The sequence below is a fragment of the Bacillus sp. Root920 genome, from assembly GCF_001429445.1.
Lineage (GTDB): Bacteria > Bacillota > Bacilli > Bacillales > Bacillaceae > Bacillus > Bacillus safensis.
This window is the reverse complement of sequence record NZ_LMJV01000010.1, coordinates 159,971-178,473: the sequence shown is the minus strand read 5'-3', so window position 1 is coordinate 178,473 and position 18,503 is coordinate 159,971. Positions and strand designations below refer to the sequence as shown.

At 42.5% G+C, this 18,503-nt stretch carries 19 protein-coding genes and 1 riboswitch; of the genes, 12 read left to right on the top strand and 7 right to left on the bottom strand.

Annotated features, from left to right (window positions below):
- Window positions 1-127: 127 nt before the first annotated feature.
- The 3 genes from ASE42_RS16965 to ASE42_RS16955 are packed head-to-tail and all read right to left on the bottom strand — an operon-like array spanning window position 128 to window position 2,696.
- Complete coding sequence (locus tag ASE42_RS16965; RefSeq protein ID WP_370880888.1) at window positions 128-874, bottom strand: ABC transporter permease; 747 nt, start codon at window positions 872-874, stop codon at window positions 128-130.
- A gap of 34 nt (window positions 875-908) precedes the next feature.
- Window positions 909-1,679 carry an ABC transporter ATP-binding protein gene (locus ASE42_RS16960; protein WP_024426225.1) on the bottom strand — a complete coding sequence of 257 codons (771 nt, stop codon included), beginning with the start codon at window positions 1,677-1,679 and terminating at the stop codon, window positions 909-911.
- Window positions 1,680-1,694: 15 nt separating this feature from the next.
- The gene (locus tag ASE42_RS16955; RefSeq protein ID WP_024426224.1) at window positions 1,695-2,696 is read right to left on the bottom strand and encodes an ABC transporter substrate-binding protein; all 1,002 of its coding nucleotides are present in this window, start codon (window positions 2,694-2,696) and stop codon (window positions 1,695-1,697) included.
- A gap of 174 nt (window positions 2,697-2,870) precedes the next feature.
- Here ASE42_RS16955 and ASE42_RS16950 point away from each other — a divergent pair, with 174 nt between their 5' ends.
- From ASE42_RS16950 to ASE42_RS16925, 6 genes are read left to right on the top strand one after another with little or no spacing between them, the layout of a single operon-like run.
- Window positions 2,871-3,599, top strand: a complete 729-nt coding sequence (locus ASE42_RS16950) for a carotenoid biosynthesis protein (protein WP_056768325.1) — start codon at window positions 2,871-2,873, stop codon at window positions 3,597-3,599.
- On the top strand, window positions 3,568-4,314 hold the full coding sequence (locus ASE42_RS16945) for a lysophospholipid acyltransferase family protein (RefSeq protein WP_056768323.1): 747 nt from the start codon (window positions 3,568-3,570) through the stop codon (window positions 4,312-4,314). The genes ASE42_RS16950 and ASE42_RS16945 overlap by 32 nt, the downstream gene beginning before the upstream one ends.
- Window positions 4,299-5,426 carry a glycosyltransferase gene (locus tag ASE42_RS16940; RefSeq protein ID WP_056768319.1) on the top strand — a complete coding sequence of 376 codons (1,128 nt, stop codon included), beginning with the start codon at window positions 4,299-4,301 and terminating at the stop codon, window positions 5,424-5,426. Before ASE42_RS16945 ends, ASE42_RS16940 begins: the two co-directional genes overlap by 16 nt.
- The gene (locus tag ASE42_RS16935) at window positions 5,423-6,904 is read left to right on the top strand and encodes a phytoene desaturase family protein (RefSeq protein WP_056768316.1); all 1,482 of its coding nucleotides are present in this window, start codon (window positions 5,423-5,425) and stop codon (window positions 6,902-6,904) included. The genes ASE42_RS16940 and ASE42_RS16935 overlap by 4 nt, the downstream gene beginning before the upstream one ends.
- A gap of 26 nt (window positions 6,905-6,930) precedes the next feature.
- Window positions 6,931-7,725: an alpha/beta hydrolase family protein gene (locus ASE42_RS16930; protein WP_041107366.1), complete on the top strand. Its 795-nt coding sequence runs from the start codon at window positions 6,931-6,933 to the stop codon at window positions 7,723-7,725.
- Between the two features lie 39 nt (window positions 7,726-7,764).
- Entirely contained in the window at window positions 7,765-8,007 is a 243-nt protein-coding gene (locus ASE42_RS16925) for a DUF2584 domain-containing protein (RefSeq protein ID WP_025092385.1), read from the top strand.
- A 42-nt stretch (window positions 8,008-8,049) separates the two neighbouring features.
- On the opposite strand, the gene pckA is transcribed toward ASE42_RS16925, so the two are convergent.
- Window positions 8,050-9,636 carry a phosphoenolpyruvate carboxykinase (ATP) gene (pckA, locus tag ASE42_RS16920; protein ID WP_056768315.1) on the bottom strand — a complete coding sequence of 529 codons (1,587 nt, stop codon included), beginning with the start codon at window positions 9,634-9,636 and terminating at the stop codon, window positions 8,050-8,052.
- 226 nt (window positions 9,637-9,862) lie between these two features.
- A riboswitch (SAM riboswitch) is annotated at window positions 9,863-9,997 on the top strand.
- A gap of 195 nt (window positions 9,998-10,192) precedes the next feature.
- Here pckA and metK point away from each other — a divergent pair.
- Both metK and asnB read left to right on the top strand, forming a co-directional pair.
- Entirely contained in the window at window positions 10,193-11,395 is a 1,203-nt protein-coding gene (gene metK / locus ASE42_RS16915) for a methionine adenosyltransferase (RefSeq protein WP_024424909.1), read from the top strand.
- A gap of 148 nt (window positions 11,396-11,543) precedes the next feature.
- Window positions 11,544-13,442, top strand: coding sequence for an asparagine synthase (glutamine-hydrolyzing) (gene asnB, locus ASE42_RS16910; RefSeq protein ID WP_024426217.1), 1,899 nt, complete (start codon window positions 11,544-11,546; stop codon window positions 13,440-13,442).
- A 142-nt stretch (window positions 13,443-13,584) separates the two neighbouring features.
- Here the strand turns inward: asnB and ASE42_RS16905 are convergent, their stop codons facing one another.
- Window positions 13,585-14,100 carry a gamma carbonic anhydrase family protein gene (locus ASE42_RS16905; RefSeq protein ID WP_024426216.1) on the bottom strand — a complete coding sequence of 172 codons (516 nt, stop codon included), beginning with the start codon at window positions 14,098-14,100 and terminating at the stop codon, window positions 13,585-13,587.
- A gap of 45 nt (window positions 14,101-14,145) precedes the next feature.
- Here ASE42_RS16905 and ASE42_RS16900 point away from each other — a divergent pair, with 45 nt between their 5' ends.
- Together ASE42_RS16900 and ASE42_RS16895 are read left to right on the top strand one after the other, a co-directional pair.
- The gene (locus ASE42_RS16900) at window positions 14,146-14,925 is read left to right on the top strand and encodes an alpha/beta hydrolase (RefSeq protein WP_024424906.1); all 780 of its coding nucleotides are present in this window, start codon (window positions 14,146-14,148) and stop codon (window positions 14,923-14,925) included.
- A gap of 30 nt (window positions 14,926-14,955) precedes the next feature.
- Window positions 14,956-16,035: a tetraprenyl-beta-curcumene synthase family protein gene (locus ASE42_RS16895; protein ID WP_041107357.1), complete on the top strand. Its 1,080-nt coding sequence runs from the start codon at window positions 14,956-14,958 to the stop codon at window positions 16,033-16,035.
- Window positions 16,036-16,214: 179 nt separating this feature from the next.
- On the opposite strand, the gene ASE42_RS16890 is transcribed toward ASE42_RS16895, so the two are convergent.
- Window positions 16,215-16,787 carry a tRNA (mnm(5)s(2)U34)-methyltransferase gene (locus ASE42_RS16890; RefSeq protein WP_056768314.1) on the bottom strand — a complete coding sequence of 191 codons (573 nt, stop codon included), beginning with the start codon at window positions 16,785-16,787 and terminating at the stop codon, window positions 16,215-16,217.
- Window positions 16,784-17,749 (bottom strand): TIGR01212 family radical SAM protein, encoded by a 966-nt coding sequence (locus ASE42_RS16885; RefSeq protein WP_056768313.1) that lies wholly within the window; start codon window positions 17,747-17,749, stop codon window positions 16,784-16,786. The genes ASE42_RS16890 and ASE42_RS16885 overlap by 4 nt, the downstream gene beginning before the upstream one ends.
- A gap of 152 nt (window positions 17,750-17,901) precedes the next feature.
- Here ASE42_RS16885 and ASE42_RS16880 point away from each other — a divergent pair, with 152 nt between their 5' ends.
- A complete protein-coding gene (locus ASE42_RS16880; protein ID WP_056768312.1) occupies window positions 17,902-18,177 on the top strand; it encodes a YtzC family protein in 276 nt (91 codons plus the stop codon).
- A 143-nt stretch (window positions 18,178-18,320) separates the two neighbouring features.
- Window positions 18,321-18,500, top strand: a complete 180-nt coding sequence (locus ASE42_RS16875; protein ID WP_041107353.1) for a hypothetical protein — start codon at window positions 18,321-18,323, stop codon at window positions 18,498-18,500.
- Window positions 18,501-18,503: the final 3 nt, after the last annotated feature.

Here is an 18,503-nt window from a genome sequence, read left to right as displayed (position 1 = left end):
GCTTGTCCCCATAGAAAAAACACCTCCATGTTTTATTTCGGATCACAACGATCCGTTTTCAAACTTGAAGGTGTTTTTTATTTGTCTCATCTTATGGGGTCAGTCCCGCGACAATCCCTGTGCTTTTTTATTTTTGAAGAAAACGGCGTTCGAGCCATTCCACAAGCTGGTACATGATGGTCGCAAACACGGCAATAATGAAAAGACTTAAGAACACGAGTGTAAAGTTGAAGACTTGAAAGCCGTAAATGATCATGTAGCCGAGCCCTTTTGAGGAAACAAGAAATTCCCCTACAATAACCCCAACCCAAGAAAGGCCGACATTGACCTTGATGGCAGAAATCATTGTTGGAATACTAGCTGGCAAAATGACCTCGCGAAAGACGACGCTTTTTTTCGCACCAAAGGTTTTCATCACCTTTAAATAATTCTCATCGACCTCTTGAAAGGCTGTATATATGACGATCGTCGTAATGATCACACTAATGATTGCGCCCATGGCAACGATGCTGATCATGCCAGGTCCAAGGGCAACAATTAAAATCGGGGCGAGGGCAACTTTTGGCATGGCATTTAAAATGACTAAATAAGGATCAAGAACGTTTGCCAGGCGGGTGGACCACCATAAGGCGGCAGCGAGCAAAATGCCGCAAAAGGTACCAAGTAGAAATCCGAGCACCGTTTCAAATAATGTAATACTCATATGATTCATTAAAGATCCATCGGATATTTTTTGTACAAACAATTGGCAGACTGCTGATGGTGAACTAAATATCAGTGGATCGATAAGACGAAAATGACTGGCAAGCTCCCAAAGCGAAAAGAAGCTGGCGAAAATAATGAACTGATAGATTCGGGTCATGCGTTTTTCCATTCGGTATTTTTTGCGATAGGCTTCATGTAAAAGATCACTGTGTTTCAACTGTTTTCAGCTCCTTCCAAATCGTTTGAAAGAGCTCTTGGAAACTCTGGGTCTGTCTTGCATCGAAAGGAGAAAGAGTCCTCAGTTCATCTGGAACGGTAAAAATTCTCTTGATTGAGCCAGGATGCTTAGAGAATAAGAAAATGCGGTCACTCATCGCAATGGCTTCGCCAATGTCATGTGTCACAAGGACCGCTGTTTTTTGATAGTTTTTGAGTGTATGAAAGACGAGATCCTCTAAAGTGAGTTTGGTTTGATAGTCTAGAGCTGAAAAGGGTTCATCTAGTAAAAGCAGACCGGGATTCACTGCAAGCGTTCGGGCGAGAGCCGCACGCTGCCTCATACCGCCTGACAGCTCCTTCGGGTATTTTTCCTCTACATCATGAAGGCCAAGCTTAGGCAGTAAGCCAAGAGCGGCGGAGGTGGCTTCATGTGAATCTTGCTTGGTAATTTTTAACCCGAGAATGATATTTTCCTTGATGGTTTTCCAAGGAAACAAATAATCTTGCTGGAGCATGTAGCCGATTTGATGCTCCTTTTGATTCGGTTCTTTTCCTTCGATTAAAATTCGGCCTTCAGAGGGCGGCGTTATTCCTGCAATGATAGACAGCAGGGTGGTTTTTCCGCAGCCGCTGGGACCAATAAATGAGATAAATTCTCCTTGGTCTATCTCCATATTGATGTGCTGTATGGCCGTTGTTTTTTCTTTTAAAGAGAAGTACGTGTGGGTCACATGGTCAATTTGAAGGAAAGACATGTGCTACCTCCTATTCTATTTGTGTTCTGTGACCTTCTTTGCAATGGATGAATTGACAAGTTGTTTGTACGGGATAAATTTCGGCAATTCATCGCTCTCCTTCATGATTTCCTGCAATTTGTTCCATTCCTCTTCATTCAGAAGGGGATCTGTTGCGTAGGAGTCCTGCTGTTTGTAGCGTTTAATGGCAGTTGATAAAACATCAAGTTCTGTGTCAGGAAAATGAGATTGAATGGTTTTGGCAATCTCTTCCGGCTGCTTGGCTTCTACCCATTTCTGCGCTTTATAAATGGCGCGAGTGAAGGCTTCAGCTGTTTCCTTGTTTTCCTCTAAGTAACTCTTCTTTGCCATGAAGGTGGTATACGGCACCTTTCCGGAAGCCTCTCCAAAGGAGGCGGTAATGTACCCTTTGCCTTCTTTTTCAATTAAGGATGCTGTCGGTTCGAATAACTGCACAAAATCGCCAGTTCCAGAGGAGAAAGCACCTGAAATGTTGGCAAAATCAATATTTTGAATCATGCGGAGATCCTTTTTTACATCAATGCCTTCCTTTTTCAGGACATATTCACCGACCATTTGCGGCATGCCGCCTTTCCGCTGTCCAAGAAAGTCTTTTCCTTTTAATTGATCCCAAGAGAATTCGCTCACTTTCTCCCTTGAAACAAGAAATGTACCGTCTGTTTGTGTCAGCTGTGCAAAGTTGATGACAGAGTCTTTTGTGTCTTGAGCCTCTACATAGATAGAGGATTCAGATCCGGTCAGGGCGATATCTGCACCGCCGGATAAGAGAGCTGTCATCGTTTTATCACCGCCCCAAGTCGTTTTTAATTCAACCTCTAGCCCTTCTTCTTTGAAGAAATCCTCAGATAAGGCAACATATAGCGGAGCATAAAAAACCGAATGGGTCACCTCGGCTACTTGTACGGTCTGCTCTTGTTCTTTTTTACAGGCGACAAATGGAATAAAGAGCAGGACAACGACGATGAATGCCAGTCTGACTTTGATGGAACGATTCAAGAGTAATTCGCCTCCTTTGTTCTAGATCACTAATTAAAGTATGTCAAAAGGGATTTTTGGTGAGTGCCTAGATGAAAATAAGAAGCGCATTGTTTATTTATAGAACGTGTCTTTTTTTCTATACTAGAAGCATGAATACTTTCTTGAATTTGGCAGAAATAAAGGGGCGGTTTCGTGTATAGAGTGAGTTGGGTATTTCTTGGATGGTATTTAGTAGGACTCATATTAATGGTCTCTTTTGAAGTGCCAGCATGGCTTCAGTTTGCAAATGGCATTTTCCTTGTGCTGTATGCCTGCTGTGTGATAGAAATTGGGCGAAATATTTATGGTTCATGGGGGTTTGTGATCAAAAGGACAGCTATTGTCGGGGTGCTGACATTTACGGTTGAATGGATAGGGATCACAACCGGTTTTCCTTTCGGGGCCTATGACTATTATCCGACGTTAGGTTTTCTAGTGGCAGGGGTGCCTTTAACCATTGCTTTTGCATGGGTTGGTGTGTTTTTAAACAGTCTTTTTTTATCCAATCAGCAGTCGAAATGGAAACGAGCTGTCGAAACGGGGATATGGATTGTCTTGCTTGACCTCATATTAGACCCAGTAGCGGCTGAACGGAAATTTTGGGTGTGGTATGACGGCGGTGGTTTTTATGGTATTCCTTTTGAGAATTTTGTGAGCTGGGGTATGATTGGAGCAGGACTTTCCTTTCTCTTCCCGCTTGTTCAGATTGATCAAAAGGCTCTGAGCTGGACGAGCCGTATTTATCAGGCAATGGTGTTCTTTTTTGGTGTGCTGGCATTAAAGGGCGGGCTCGATGTCATTTTTTATTTAGCACTGATCATTGTTATTTTGTGTGAAGGAAGGGTTCAATTTGAAAGAAAGCGACAAAAGCCGATCGTTTAGACGTATATTTTCTCTTTATCTTGAGCGGTATTTACTTCATAAACATTTCCGCTCTGTGATGATGAAAGGCACTGTGGACCCAAACGAGAAGCTGCCTGTTCTTTATCTCGCCAATCATAGCTCATGGTGGGATGGACTGATCATCTTTCTTTTAACAGAAAAAGCATCTGGGCTCGATCACTATATGATGATGGAGGAGAAACAGCTGAAGCAATATGCCTTTTTCCGAAAGCTTGGTGCCTTTCCGGTTCAGAAAGAGAATCTGAAAAGTGTGAAGCAAGCATTAATGACGGCAAAAGAGAACATGCAGGCTGGCGGGGCTGTATGGCTTTTTCCACAGGGGAAAATCATGCATCAGGATATGCGGCCGCTTGAATTGGAGGGCGGGGCTTCATTTTTAGTGAGACAATTTGAGCAAGTTGTGGTGAAGCCTGTGACCTTGCATTATACATTTAATCAATTTCAAAAGCCGACAGTATCTGCTGTGTTTGGTGAAGATAACTTAGTATCTGGCGGAGAACTACGAAGCAAGGACGTGACGCATCTGCTTAGAGATCTGCTTGAAACGCAGCTAAACGCACATCAAGCACAGGTCATCGCAGATCCTGATTTTACAACTAATCAAGAATTTAGACAGATGACGAGGACAAGTCAGTCAACAAGTGATGCGTTTGATTCCTTTAAAAAGTGGGTGAAAACATGGCGGTCTTCTTAACCGTAATCAGTGTACTCTTGCTCTGTCAGTTTATTTTCACCATATGGAATATGAAGCAGCTTCCTGTTTTAAAGCCAGCACCCTTTTCGCCGGGTGAACCTATTTCATTATCAATTCTGATTCCAGCGAGAAATGAGGAAAAACGAATAGAAGCCTGTCTTCAGTCGATCGTTGATCAACGCTTTTATCCGAAAGAGCTCATCGTCCTTGATGACCATTCGACAGATCAGACAAGAGCGATGGTGGAGCGGTTCGCAGAAAAATACCCGTGGATCCGTGTCCAGTCAGGTCAGCCATTAAAGCGGGGCTGGCTTGGTAAATCATATGCCTGCTCTCAGCTCGCTGAGGCAGCAGCTTCTGACTGGCTGCTATTTTTAGATGCGGATGTCCGGTTAAAAAGAGGGGCAGTTGAATCAGTATACAAGCAGTTATGTATACAAAAAACGGGCATGCTGTCAGGTTTTCCAGAACAAAAAACAGGTACATTTTTTGAGCATCTTGTCGTTCCTATGATGATGTTTACCATTGGCTGTCATCTGCCAGTGAAATGGGTAAGAAAATCTAAGAACCCCGCTTTTGCCGCAGCACATGGCGGTTTTATTGCCATTGAAAAGAATTGTTATCACGACATTGGCGGGCATGAAGCGATCAAGGATTCACTCGTTGATGATATGGCTTTGGCTAGAAGGGTGAAGGAAAAAGGCTTTCCGTTCACACTTGCAAGCATTCATCCATTTGTGTATATGAGAATGTATGAAAGTGGACAAGAGGTTTGGGAAGGTTACCGGAAAAATTTATTCCCAGGTGTGAATCGAAGCATTGCTTTATTAAGCAGTGTCTTTTGTTTATACACCCTCCTTTATTTGGTTCCTGTCATTTGTTTCATGATCGCATTGTTTCAGCTGAATGTTTTGAGCATATGCTTAGCCATTCTTTGCTATGGGCTGGGTGTGTCGATTAAAGCGGCAATAGATACTGAAAATGGGCGGACATCTGCGATGGCTTTTTTATTGCCGGTCAGTATTTTAAGCCTGATCGCCATTGGCTTTGCTTCTATGAAAATCGGTCTGAAAAAAGAAGGGTATGAATGGAAAGGGAGAAGGTACGAATGAAAAAAGTGATCATCATCGGCGGTGGACTTGGCGGATTATCAGCCGCGATCCGTCTACAGTCACGCGGGGTTCAGGTCACCATTTTAGAAAAAGAAGCGGCTTTAGGGGGGAAATTGCAGCGCCATCACGAGGCAGGCTACTCTTTTGATTTAGGACCGAGCACCATTACAATGAAGGCCTATTTTGAAGAAGTGTTTACATCCTGTCATAGACGGATGGAGGATTATGTGACCTTTTATCCGATTTCTCCGCTGACCAAAAATATTTTTCCAGATGGACATACGGTCGAGTTTACGCCGAATATTGAGCTAATGGAATCACAAATTGCTGCATTCAGTCCTGAAGATGCGAAGCAATACCGCGCATTTTTACAGGAATCAAAGACGCTTTTTCAAAAGGCAGAGGAGCAGTTTTTAAATCGTTTGTTATTGAGCTGGAAGGATAAGGCGGATGTAAAGCTGATGAAAGCACTTCTTGCTGTCAAACCATTCACATCGGTTCAGCGCCTGCTGCGTCAATATTTCCGTCATCCCCATACATTGGCGATGTTTGGACGGTATGCCACTTATATTGGCTCTTCTCCCTACGAGGCGCCGGCTATTTTTAATATGATGGCGTATTTAGAAGGAGAGAAAGGGATTTATGGAATACAGGGCGGTACATATCGTTTAGTTGAGGCATTTGAGACGCTGGCAAAAGAATTAGGCGTTCAGATTTACCTCAATGAACAAGTGAACAAGATTCATGTGAAGGATCGGCGCATCAAAGGAGTAGAGACGGATCAGCAGATGTATGAGGTAGATCAAGTCATTGCAGGAGCAGATGCGCTGACTGTATACCGTCATCTCATAGATGAAAAAGACCGTCCTCGTTTTTTAAATCAAAAACTGTCTGGCATTGAACCGTCGTTGTCGGGCTTTGCTCTCTTATTAGGGGTACCTAAAGTCTATGAACAGCTGGTCCATCACAATGTGTTTTTCCCTGAGGATTATGAGCAAGAATTCAAGGATATTTTTCAGAAAAAACAATTGCCTCAAGACCCGGCGCTATACATATGCTATTCAGGCCATTCAGAACCAGCTTTAAGCGGAGGACCGGGAAGAAGCAACCTGTTTGTACTGGCCAATGCACCTTATGTGACAAAAGAGCAAGATTGGGACATGCTAAAGGAGACATATCGTCAGCATGTAAAAAACAAATTAATGGAAAAAGGTCTTTTTAATTTGGATGAGCTTATCGAATATGAAGCGGTTCAAACCCCGCTCGATCTGCAGCAGAAAACGGGGGCATATCGTGGAGCCATTTATGGCATGTCTTCAAACTCGTTCAAACAGGCATTCTTTCGCATCAATAATCAGTCAAAGGATATTGAAGGACTTTGGTTTGTTGGTGGAACAAGTCATCCAGGCGGCGGCACGCCGATGGTGACAAAATCAGGCCAGCTTGTCGCAGAAGCGATACTGAAGCAATGGACGTAATCAAAGATGAAAAGGAGAGAAATCAAGTGATTGTGGAAAAAAGAAGGTTTCCGTCGCCCCATCCGCATATTCACTTATATACAGTGACCTATGAGGCAGATGGACTTCGGATGAAAGGCCTGCTCGCTGAACCAGCCGGGGAAGGTTTCTACGACGGCTTTTTGTATTTACGAGGCGGCATTAAAAATGTGGGGATGGTCAGACCTGGCCGGATTGTGCAATTTGCCGCGCAGGGCTTTGTCGTCTTTGCTCCCTTTTACCGGGGAAACCAAGGAGGCGAAGGGAACGAAGATTTTGCCGGAGAAGATCGAAAAGATGCGTTCGCTGCCTTTCAGCTGTTAAAACAGCACAAAAAAGTGAAGAAGGACCGCATTCATATCTTTGGTTTTTCGCGAGGCGGTATTATGGGCATCTGGACCGCTGTTGAAATGAAACAGGAGGCAGCTTCCTTTGTCACATGGGGAGGCGTCAGTGACATGAAACTGACTTATGAAGAGCGTGTGGATATGAGACGGATGATGAAGCGTGTGATTGGCGGTCCGCCGCATAAGGTGCCAGAGGCATATGAGAACAGAACCCCTTTAAATGATGTGGACAAAATTGAAGCACCTGTCCTTATCATCCACGGAGAAGAGGATCAAAATGTATCGATTGAGCATGCGTATTTGTTAGAAGATGCGCTGCGCCAGCACGGAAAGTCCGTGGAGACATGGTATTTCCATGGATACAACCACTATTTCCCGCCGCAGCATAATCGAGAAATTGTGAGAAGGCTGACCACATGGATGCACAGCCGAAAAAGCGGAAATGTGGTAAAATAAGCAGTATAACGAAATATAGAAAGTAGGGGGATTTTCATTATGGGAATGCCTGTTGAATTTAATACAATGATTGTAACAAAGGGAAAAGAGACAAGAATTGAAGAAAATGTATTTGAACTCATGAAGGATGGATACCGCATTTATCCATTAAATATTCCACTTGAGGTGCGCAAAACGAAAGACGGAGAAAAAACAGGGACAGCACATGTTGAAAAACTGGAGCTGACAGACAATGTCACGAAGGTGACGTACCGTCTTGTGTCATTGCATTCAACAAACTAAAAAAGCTGAGGAATTTTATTCTCCTCAGCTTTTTTCATTTGGTTATACGAGTGGACCGCCTTTGGCTTCAATGTCACTTGCCGCGTGGCTGAATTTTTGGAAGTTCTTTTTAAATTCATTGGCAAGGAAGTGTGCTTTTTCTTGATAAGCCTCTTGGTCCTCCCATGTTTTAGCAGGTTGAAGCACTTCATCTGGTACACCAGGAATATGAAGCGGGATGTGTAAGCCAAAGATGTCATCAGTAATCATCTCGGCATTGTCAAGGTCACCTTCGATTGCTGCCTGCACCATTGCTCTTGTATGAGCGAGATTCATTCGTTTGCCTGTACCGTAGCCTCCGCCAGTCCAGCCTGTATTCACAAGGAATACTTTTGCACCGTGCTCATCAATCTTTTTGCCAAGCATTTCAGCATAGACGTGAGCTGGAAGCGGAAGGAATGGTGAACCGAAGCAAGTAGAGAATGTCGTTTCTGGTGATGTGACACCGCGCTCAGTTCCAGCTAATTTACTTGTGTACCCGCTCAAGAAATGGTACATTGCCTGCTCTTTTGTTAAACGGCTGATTGGAGGTAAGACGCCAAACGCATCAGCTGTTAAGAAGACAATGGCAGATGGATGTCCTGCGATACTTGGTTTCACGATGTTATCAATCATTTCGATTGGGTAAGCAGCGCGTGTATTTTCAGTAAAGAAAGTATCATCGTAATCCGCTTCACGTGTTTCTTCATCAAGCACAACGTTCTCAAGAACTGATCCGAAGCTGATCGCTTTGTAGATCTGAGGTTCTTTTTCTTCACTTAAGTTCACACATTTCGCATAGCATCCGCCCTCGATATTGAAGACCCCTGTGCCAGACCAGCCGTGCTCATCGTCTCCGATCAGCTTGCGGCTTGCGCTTGCAGAAAGCGTCGTTTTCCCAGTACCTGAAAGCCCGAAGAATAAGGCTACATCGCCTTCTTGACCTACGTTTGCTGAGCAGTGCATGGATAAAATGTCTTGCTCAGGAAGCAGGTAGTTCATCACAGAGAAAATGGACTTTTTCATTTCTCCTGCATATTCTGTTCCACCGATAAGAATCGTGCGTTTTTCAAAAGAAACGATGATAAACGTTTCAGAGTTTGTGCCATCTGTTGCAGGATCTGCTTTAAAGTGCGGTGCAGATAAGATGGTGAAAGGTTTTTCGTTTGAAGAAGGTGTTGACCCGTCAGGTCTGATAAATAGCTGCTTGGCAAAAAGATTGTGCCATGCGAATTCGTTTACAACTGTAATCGGCATACGATATCTTTCATCAGCGCCTGCAAACCCTTCAAAGACGAATAGTTCATCACGTTCTTTTAAGTATGACACAACCTTTGTATATAAACGGTCAAATGCTTCTTTGGAGATCGGCTGGTTGACTTGACCCCAATCGATTTTATGTTCAGAGCTTTCTTCTTTGACGATAAATTTATCTTTAGGCGAACGTCCTGTATAGGCTCCAGTTGTGGCGCGGACAGCTCCAGTTGATGTTAAAACGCCTTCATTACGTGCCAAAATCTTTTCAACAAGTTTCGGAACAGATAAATTTTGGTGCGTATTTTCTAATGAGAGCAATGACTGCAAATCTTCTTTTAAATCCACTGAGTTCATAAAAAAACCCTTCCTTTACCGTTGAATTTGTTTGTTTCGATTAGTATAACACATTAATAATAATAGTCTATACTATTTAAAAATTTTTGTGTGTGTTTTTTCATTTCTGCTATGAAAATATGCTTTTTGGTGATGCTAATGGTGAGGAGAAAAAAGAGGGAGATAATTCTTATGAAGCATTGACATGACGCAAGGGTTTAAGATAAGATATCTTATTGAACGGATACTCTTATCCCGAGTTGGTGGAGGGACAGGCCCGATGAAGCCCAGCAACCGGTTTCTTATGAAAAAGGCATGAAAATGCTGAGAAACCAAGGTGCTAACCTGATGCAAGGTACAAGAACACCTTGAGCGATAAGAGTGAAAGGCATGCGATCTCAGACCCTTTCCTCGCAATGAAGGAAATGGTTTTTTTATTTTTGGGATATCATATGAACAAATTGCCAATAACATCTCTAATATAAACGTTTTCAAATATAAGAGGGAACGAGTTCCGTATCATATTGGAGGCCTCATCTTGGGATGATGTGGTCTTGTACAGGAGGAAATAGCCATTATGAGTCAAAATCGTCGTTTATTTACTTCAGAATCAGTGACAGAAGGACATCCGGATAAAATCTGTGATCAAATTTCAGACAGCATTTTGGATGAAATTTTAAAGAAAGATCCAAATGCACGTGTTGCCTGTGAAACTTCTGTTACAACCGGTCTCGTATTAGTAAGCGGTGAAATTACAACGTCTACTTATGTCGATATTCCAAAGACGGTGCGTGACACAATTAAGGAAATTGGCTACACACGTGCGAAATATGGTTTTGATGCGGAAACATGTGCGGTACTTACATCAATTGATGAACAGTCTGCTGATATTGCGCAAGGTGTAGACAAAGCGCTTGAAGCACGTGAAGGAACAATGACTGAAGAAGAAATTGATGCGATTGGTGCAGGTGACCAAGGATTGATGTTTGGTTTTGCTAACAACGAAACCGAAGAGCTCATGCCGCTGCCAATTTCACTAGCGCATAAATTATCTCGCCGTTTAACAGAAGTACGCAAGAATGAAACACTTGCATACCTTCGTCCAGACGGAAAAACACAAGTCACAGTTGAATATGATGAGCAAAACAAACCAGTTCGTATTGACACAGTGGTTATTTCTACGCAACATGCACCAGAAGTGACGCTTGAACAAATTCAAAGTGACTTAAAAGAGCATGTCATCAGTCCTGTCGTTCCAAGTGAACTGATTGATGAACAGACAAAATACTTTATTAACCCAACTGGCCGTTTCGTGATCGGTGGACCTCAAGGGGATGCTGGTTTAACTGGACGTAAAATCATCGTTGATACGTATGGCGGGTACGCTCGTCATGGCGGCGGTGCTTTCTCAGGTAAGGATGCAACGAAGGTTGACCGTTCTGCGGCATACGCTGCACGTTACGTAGCGAAAAACATCGTAGCTGCCGGCCTTGCAGATTCTTGTGAAGTACAGCTTGCTTATGCAATTGGTGTTGCACAGCCTGTATCGATTTCAATTGATACATTCGGAACAGGAAAAGCTTCAGAAGAAAAATTAATTGAAGTGGTTCGTGCAAACTTTGATCTTCGTCCAGCTGGCATTATTAAAATGCTTGACCTGCGCCGTCCGATCTACAAACAAACAGCTGCATACGGGCATTTCGGCCGTCACGACTTAGATCTTCCGTGGGAAAAAACGGATAAAGCCGATACACTTCGCAAAGAAGCATTGGGACAATAACAACATAAAAAACCGCTTATTTTAAGCGGTTTTCCTTTTGATTAAAAAAAAATCTGCAAAAAGCGAAAAAATGTGAAACAAAATCGGACAAAATACTGTCTAATTATAGGTCTACTTTTAAGAAATAACATAACGTGGAGGCAATAATATGTGTGGGTTTGTTGGTGTATTTAATCACCGTCCATTGTCCGAAACTACTGAACAGGAAGAGCTAATTAAACAAATGAATCGTCTCATCGTTCATCGTGGTCCGGATGATGAGGGTTACTTTCATGATGAGCATGTAGGATTTGGATTTAGACGTTTAAGTATTATAGATGTTGAGCACGGAAAGCAGCCGCTTTCTTATGAAGATGAAAAGTATTGGATTATTTTCAACGGAGAAATTTATAACTATGTGGAGCTGAAGGAAGAGCTTGTGAAAAAAGGCTATACGTTCAGCACAGATTCTGATACGGAAGTACTTCTTGCCACATACCGTCATTATAAAGAAGAAGCGGCTTCAAAGCTTCGCGGCATGTTTGCATTTTTAATTTGGGATAAAGAAGCGCAATTATTATATGGCGCAAGAGATCCTTTTGGCATCAAACCGCTTTATTTTACACAAATGGATGAGCAAGTGTACTTTGCGTCTGAACGCAAAAGCTTGATGGCAGTGAACGAGAACATTTTATTTGATGAGACATCCTTACAGCAATATATGTCATTCCAGTTCGTACCTGAGCCAAATACACTTGATCAAAAGGTGCACAAAGTAGAGCCAGGTCATCAGTTTACTTTACGCCCAGGACAGGAGATTGAATTTAAGACTTACTGGAAGGTTCAATTCAAGCCTGAGCAAACACAAGAACAAAAGCTGATTGAAGAAGTCCGCGATGCAATCTATGATTCTGTGAAAATTCATATGAGAAGTGATGTACCTGTTGGTTCATTCCTATCAGGTGGTATCGATTCTTCTTTCATCGTATCTGTCGCAAAGGAATTTCATCCTGAGCTGAAGACGTTTTCTGTTGGCTTCCAGCAGGATGGCTTTAGTGAAGTTGATGTAGCGAAGGAAACGGCTGATAAGCTGGGCTTACAAAACTTCAGCGCGGTGATTTCTCCTGAGGAATATATGAATGAGCTTCCGAAAATTGTTTGGCATTTAGATGATCCTTTAGCTGATCCGGCGGCGATTCCATTGTACTTCGTGGCAAAGGAAGCGAAGAAACAAGTGACGGTTGTTCTTTCTGGTGAGGGAGCAGACGAGCTGTTCGGTGGATATAATATTTACCGTGAGCCGCTTTCTCTTAAACCATTTGAATCTGTACCATCTATGCTGAAAAAGCTTCTTCTTCGTCTGGCGCGCTTAATGCCAGAAGGAATGAAAGGAAAAAGCTTTATCGTCCGCGGCTGTACACCATTAGAGGAGCGTTATATCGGTAATGCGAAAATCTTTGAAGAGCCAGTAAAGAAAAACCTCTTAAAGCAGTATGATCCGAACATTACGTATCGTGATGTGACGAAGACATACTTCGAGGAAAGTGCAGGCTACAGTGATATTAACAAAATGCAATATGTTGATATTCATACGTGGATGCGCGGGGACATCTTACTGAAAGCAGATAAGATGACAATGGCGAATTCTCTTGAGCTTCGTGTTCCTTTCCTTGATAAGGTCGTATTTGAAGCGGCTTCTAAAATTCCAGAAGAGCTGAAAACAAAAGATGGCACAACGAAATATTTATTGCGTAAAGCAGCAGAAGGCATTGTGCCTGACCATGTGTTAAACCGCAAGAAGCTGGGCTTCCCTGTTCCAATTCGTCATTGGCTGAAAAATGAGATGAACGCTTGGGCGAAAGACATCATTAAAAACAGTCAAACTGACGAATATATTAACAAAGCGTATGTGCTTGATTTATTAAATGAACATTGTGCTGGTAAAGCAGATCATAGCCGTAAGATTTGGACCGTTCTGATCTTTATGATTTGGCACAGCATTTATGTCGAGCGCAGTATTGATCCAGAGCAATTGAATCATCAACCGAAAGAAGTCATCTTCAGTTAATGAAAAAAGGTTTTCAGCTTTGTGCTGAAAACCTTTTTTGTCATGATAGAAAGGGGTGGAAAAGGGTAAAATAACAAGCGGTTCATAGTTATTGCTTAATATCCTGAAAAAAACATGATAAAGTGAAGATACACGTATGATGTTAACGAGATAAAAGGGAACGATAGTATTGTCCTTTTTCTACATATTCTCTGCGGATTCGGTCCATGTCTTGGATATCTTCATCTGTTAACAGCCGAACGACTTTGGCTGGACGGCCAAAAGCGAGTGATCCTTTTGGGATGACCTTTCCTTGAGGGACAAGACTTCCTGCACCGATAAAGGCGCCTTCGCCAATCTCCGCACCATCGAGAATAATAGACCCCATGCCAATGAGGGCATTTTTTCGAATGATTGAGCTATGTAATGTGACTTGGTGTCCAATAGTAGCACCATCTTCAATAAGAAGTGTTTTTCCAGGACTTTGATGCAGGCACGATAAATCTTGAATGTTGACGTTCTTTCCAATTCTCACAGGTGCAACATCGCCTCTGATGACGGTTTGAAACCACACGCTCGAATATTCTCCGATTGTGACATCACCGGTAATGGTGGCGTTATCTGCGACAAAGACCGATTCATGAATCTCAGGTGTAAACTGATGATATGGATAAATCACTTTTTCGACTTCCTTTCTTAATACAACATTTGTGAGGTGTTTACTTTGTGGACTTGGCATGCTGAAAGACCAGTTGGTACAATTGTCATTGTACATGGTGCGAGTGAATATCACGGCCGATATAAATGGCTGATTGAAATGTGGCGGAATGCAGGCTATCACGTCGTCATGGGTGACTTGCCTGGACAAGGCACATCAACACGTGCGCGAGGCCACATTCGTTCGTTTCAAGAATACATTGATACAGTCGATGAATGGATCGAACATGCGAAATCATTCAGACTTCCTACTTTTTTACTTGGACACAGTATGGGTGGACTCATTTCAATTGAGTGGATGAAGCAGTATACCCATACGAAGTTGAATGGCCTTATTTTATCATCACCTTGTTTAGGTCTGCAATTTAAACCGAAGAAGCTGATGGATTTTGCGTCAAAAGGTCTAAATGTGCTGGCACCGTCTTTTAAAGTGGAGTCAGGTCTGTCGATTGAACTAGCGACACGAAATCAGGCGGTCATTGAGGCAGACTCAAATGATTCTCTTTACGTGACAAAGGTGTCGGTTCGCTGGTATCGAGAGCTGATCAAAAATATCGATGCGGCGATGCAGCCGACGAATGTCTTTAAATCGATCCCGCTCCTTTTAATGCAGGCGGGAGATGATAAGATCGTCGATAAAACGAGGGTGATTAAATGGTTCAATGGCATAGAATCAACCAATAAATCATACCGTGAATGGGAAGAGCTGTATCACGAAATTTTTAATGAACCAGAAAGAGAAGATGTGTTTAAGGCGGCAAGAGCCTTTACAGATCAATATATTTGATTGTGAGCTTTAAGTTGGGGGTGGAGTGATTTGTCAGTACCAGAGCGTCCTTTTGCACTGATGACAAAGGTGTATAAAGATATTTTTCCGCTTGTTCATCAGGAGCTGAAAAAGTGGCGGGCTCATGCCGAAATGATTGAAAATGAAGAACTGAGAACGCAGGCACTAGCGAGCATATCGAGTAAAACGTTTCACTGTGAAGGCGGAGGCATTTTATCTCTTTTAGCAGGTGAAGAGAAAGAAACGTGTATTGAATTCATTGTGGCGTATCAAACCATTAGTGATTACTTAGATAACCTATGTGACCGCAGCACGTCGCTTGATCCAAAGGATTTCCATATGCTGCATCAAGCGATGAGAGATGCGCTTGATATTCATGCTGAGCTCAAGCCATACTATCAATTCCGTGATGATCAAGAGGATCATGGATATTTACATGCGCTTGTCCGCACATGTCAAAACGTGCTTATGCGCGTTCGGCATTATCCGATCATTCAGCCATATTTACACACGCTGTGTGATTACTATAGTGACCTGCAAGTACATAAGCATGTCGTTCCTCATGAACGTGTGCCAAGATTAGAGTCGTGGTTCCGTCAATATGAAAAGGATTTGCCGAAGATGGAATGGTATGAGTTTTCAGCTTGTGCGGGATCAACGCTAGGGATATTCTGTCTTGTGGCGTATGCGCTGCAGCCTGATTTTACAGAAAAGCAGGCGAAGCAAATTTACGAAAGCTATTTCCCTTATATTCAAGGTCTGCACATTTTACTCGATTATTTAATAGACCAAGAAGAGGATCGGCTTGGGGGAGATCTGAACTTTTGCTCATACTATGATTCTCATCATGAGATGATGGATAGACTTCAGCATTTTATCGAAAAAGCGGATGAGCAGCTGAAAGGTATTCCGCATGAAAACTTTCACAAATTGATTAACAGAGGATTACTGGCGGTCTATTTGTCCGATGAAAAAGTGACAGCCCAAAAAGAGATGAACAAGCTGGCAAAGCGGCTGATCAAATCAAGCGGGAAAACATCGTTCTTTTTCTATATTAACGGAAGAGCCTATCGGACCTATCAGAAAATGCCTTGGATGAAATCATCATAAAAAAGCTCAAATCCATTAGGATTTGAGCTTCAGCGTGTAGACAAACCCTCGCATTCGGTGTCAGGTCTGCGCGCCGGTACTCACGAATGTCAAATTCGCTCCGTTCCGGTGCTTGCCCGTTCCTAGACTGCAAAGGTTTTCTATCACGCTGAAAAGAAGAAAAAAAGCTAAAATGCACATCATTTTAGCTTTTTTTCAATGGCGACCACAAACGGCGGGTCGTTTTGAATATTCATGTATTGATATGATAAAACTTGTACCTCTTCATGAGGCAGTGATCTGCAATAGTCGAGAAGCACTTCTTTTTCTCTTTTTCCTTCGGGATGTCCGTGGTAGATCACAAGGACGATCAGACCTCCGGGTTTGAGCCATTCGAGGAGCTGCTTGATGGCTTCAATGGTTGTATGAGCCTGAGTGGTGACGGCTTTATCGCCTCCGGGCAGATACCCAAGGTTAAACACTGCACCGGATATTTGTCCATAAGCATTCTTCGGAAGATGATCCGACAGTTTTTCATGCCCATCATGGATGAGGTGAACGTAAGGATATTGATCGCCAAGCCTTTTGCTTGTCTGCTGCAAGGCTTCCTCTTGCACGTCGAATGCAAACACTTGTCCATCAGTTCCTACAAGGTCAGCTAAATAGAGTGTATCGTGGCCGTTGCCCATTGTTGCATCTATAACGATGTCGCCTTTTTGACAAGCGCGTTCTAACAGCTCTTTACTAAAAGGAAGCATGCGTTTCAAAATCATTTGGCTGCTTCTTCCAATCTAACGAAACGTTTCCCTTGGTAGCTGTTACGTCTTTCGAGCTCAGTATTAATGGCATTGAGTACTTCCCACTTATTTACACTCCACATTGGACCAACCATTAATTCAATTGGGCCGTCGCCTGTAATACGGTGAATAATCATTTCTGGCGGCAGAATCTCCAGCTGATCACAAACAAGCTGAACATATTCCTCCTGGCTTAAAAACTCAAGCTTTCCTTTTTCATATTGCTTGACCATTGGAGTCCCTTTTAAAAGGTGAAGCAAATGAATTTTAATTCCCTGCACATCTAAATCCGCAACAGCTTTTGCTGTTTCCATCATCATGTCTCGGTTTTCAAGAGGCAATCCATTGATGATATGTGAGCAGACACGAATTCCGTGTTTTCTCAGTTTTTCTACACCTTCAACGTAGCATTCATAATCATGAGCACGGTTAATGAGCATAGCTGTCCGTTCGTGTACCGTTTGAAGACCAAGCTCTACCCATAGGTAAGTGCGTTCGTTTAATTCGGCTAAATACTCCACTACGTCATCCGGCAGACAGTCAGGTCTTGTTGCAATGGATAGACCTACGACACCATCCAGATTCATGACGGTTTCATATTTTTCTTTTAGGACAGGGAGCGGCGCGTGTGTGTTTGTATACGCCTGAAAATACGCCATGTATTTTCCATCTTTCCATTTTGTATGCATCCGGTCTTTGATTTCGTTAAATTGAGTGATGAGATCATCAGCCCGGTTTCCTGCAAAATCACCAGATCCAGCGGCACTGCAAAATGTACAGCCGCCGTGGGCTACAGTACCATCACGGTTTGGACAGTCAAAGCCGCCGTCTAAGGCAACTTTAAATACTTTATGACCAAAGTGTTCACGCAAATGATAATTCCATGTGTGATAACGTTTTTCGCTGTTTGAATATAAAAAAGGGTTATGCTGATCCAAGTCAGTAACCTCCTTGCATAATAATAGGCATCCTTAAAGTTTAACAAAAATCAAGAAGGAGGACAATTGAATCTGTCCAACATTTTCTTTAGTGAAAAAGCTTTACATGGGCAAAATAGGCGGGAGCGATGATGAAATGGAGGGAATGTAAGATGGCAACAAGGCAGTCGATCGATGAATTTATCCAAAAAAGTACGGAAACCCTTGAGTTTGCAAATGAACAATTTGATTTGAGCTCACGTCAGGAACATTATAATGAGGAAGAGTTTTCAAAAGCACAGCTCATGCTTGAGAGTACGGTCAACGAATTAGAAAAATTAAAAGATGTCGCCAATGACCAGCAAAGAGAACGGTTAGACAGGGCGCGTGTTCAAATTCAGAGCTTGCAAAACCAAATGATTTTAGGGATTTCCTACGATAATGAATGATGAACAGATCCTTCTTTTAAGGGTCTGTTTTTTATTTTTTTAATAAGTGATTGACTTTTATACTGGGTGTCTATATTGTATTAAGTGTACTACATCAACTAATACACTACAGACACTTAAAAAGTGAAGAAAGGTGTTCAACCATGAAAAAAGAAAAAAAATCAATCAATTTGAAGTGGATGGTGCTGGCTGTTGCGATAGCATGTACATTTTTTTTCGTTCTCGTTTTCATTGGTTTTGAAGTTCAAAAAGATTTGATACCCGATTCGTTTCCTTTAATGCAAGGACATGAACAAGCGATAGGACTGCAAAAGCATGAATGAGGA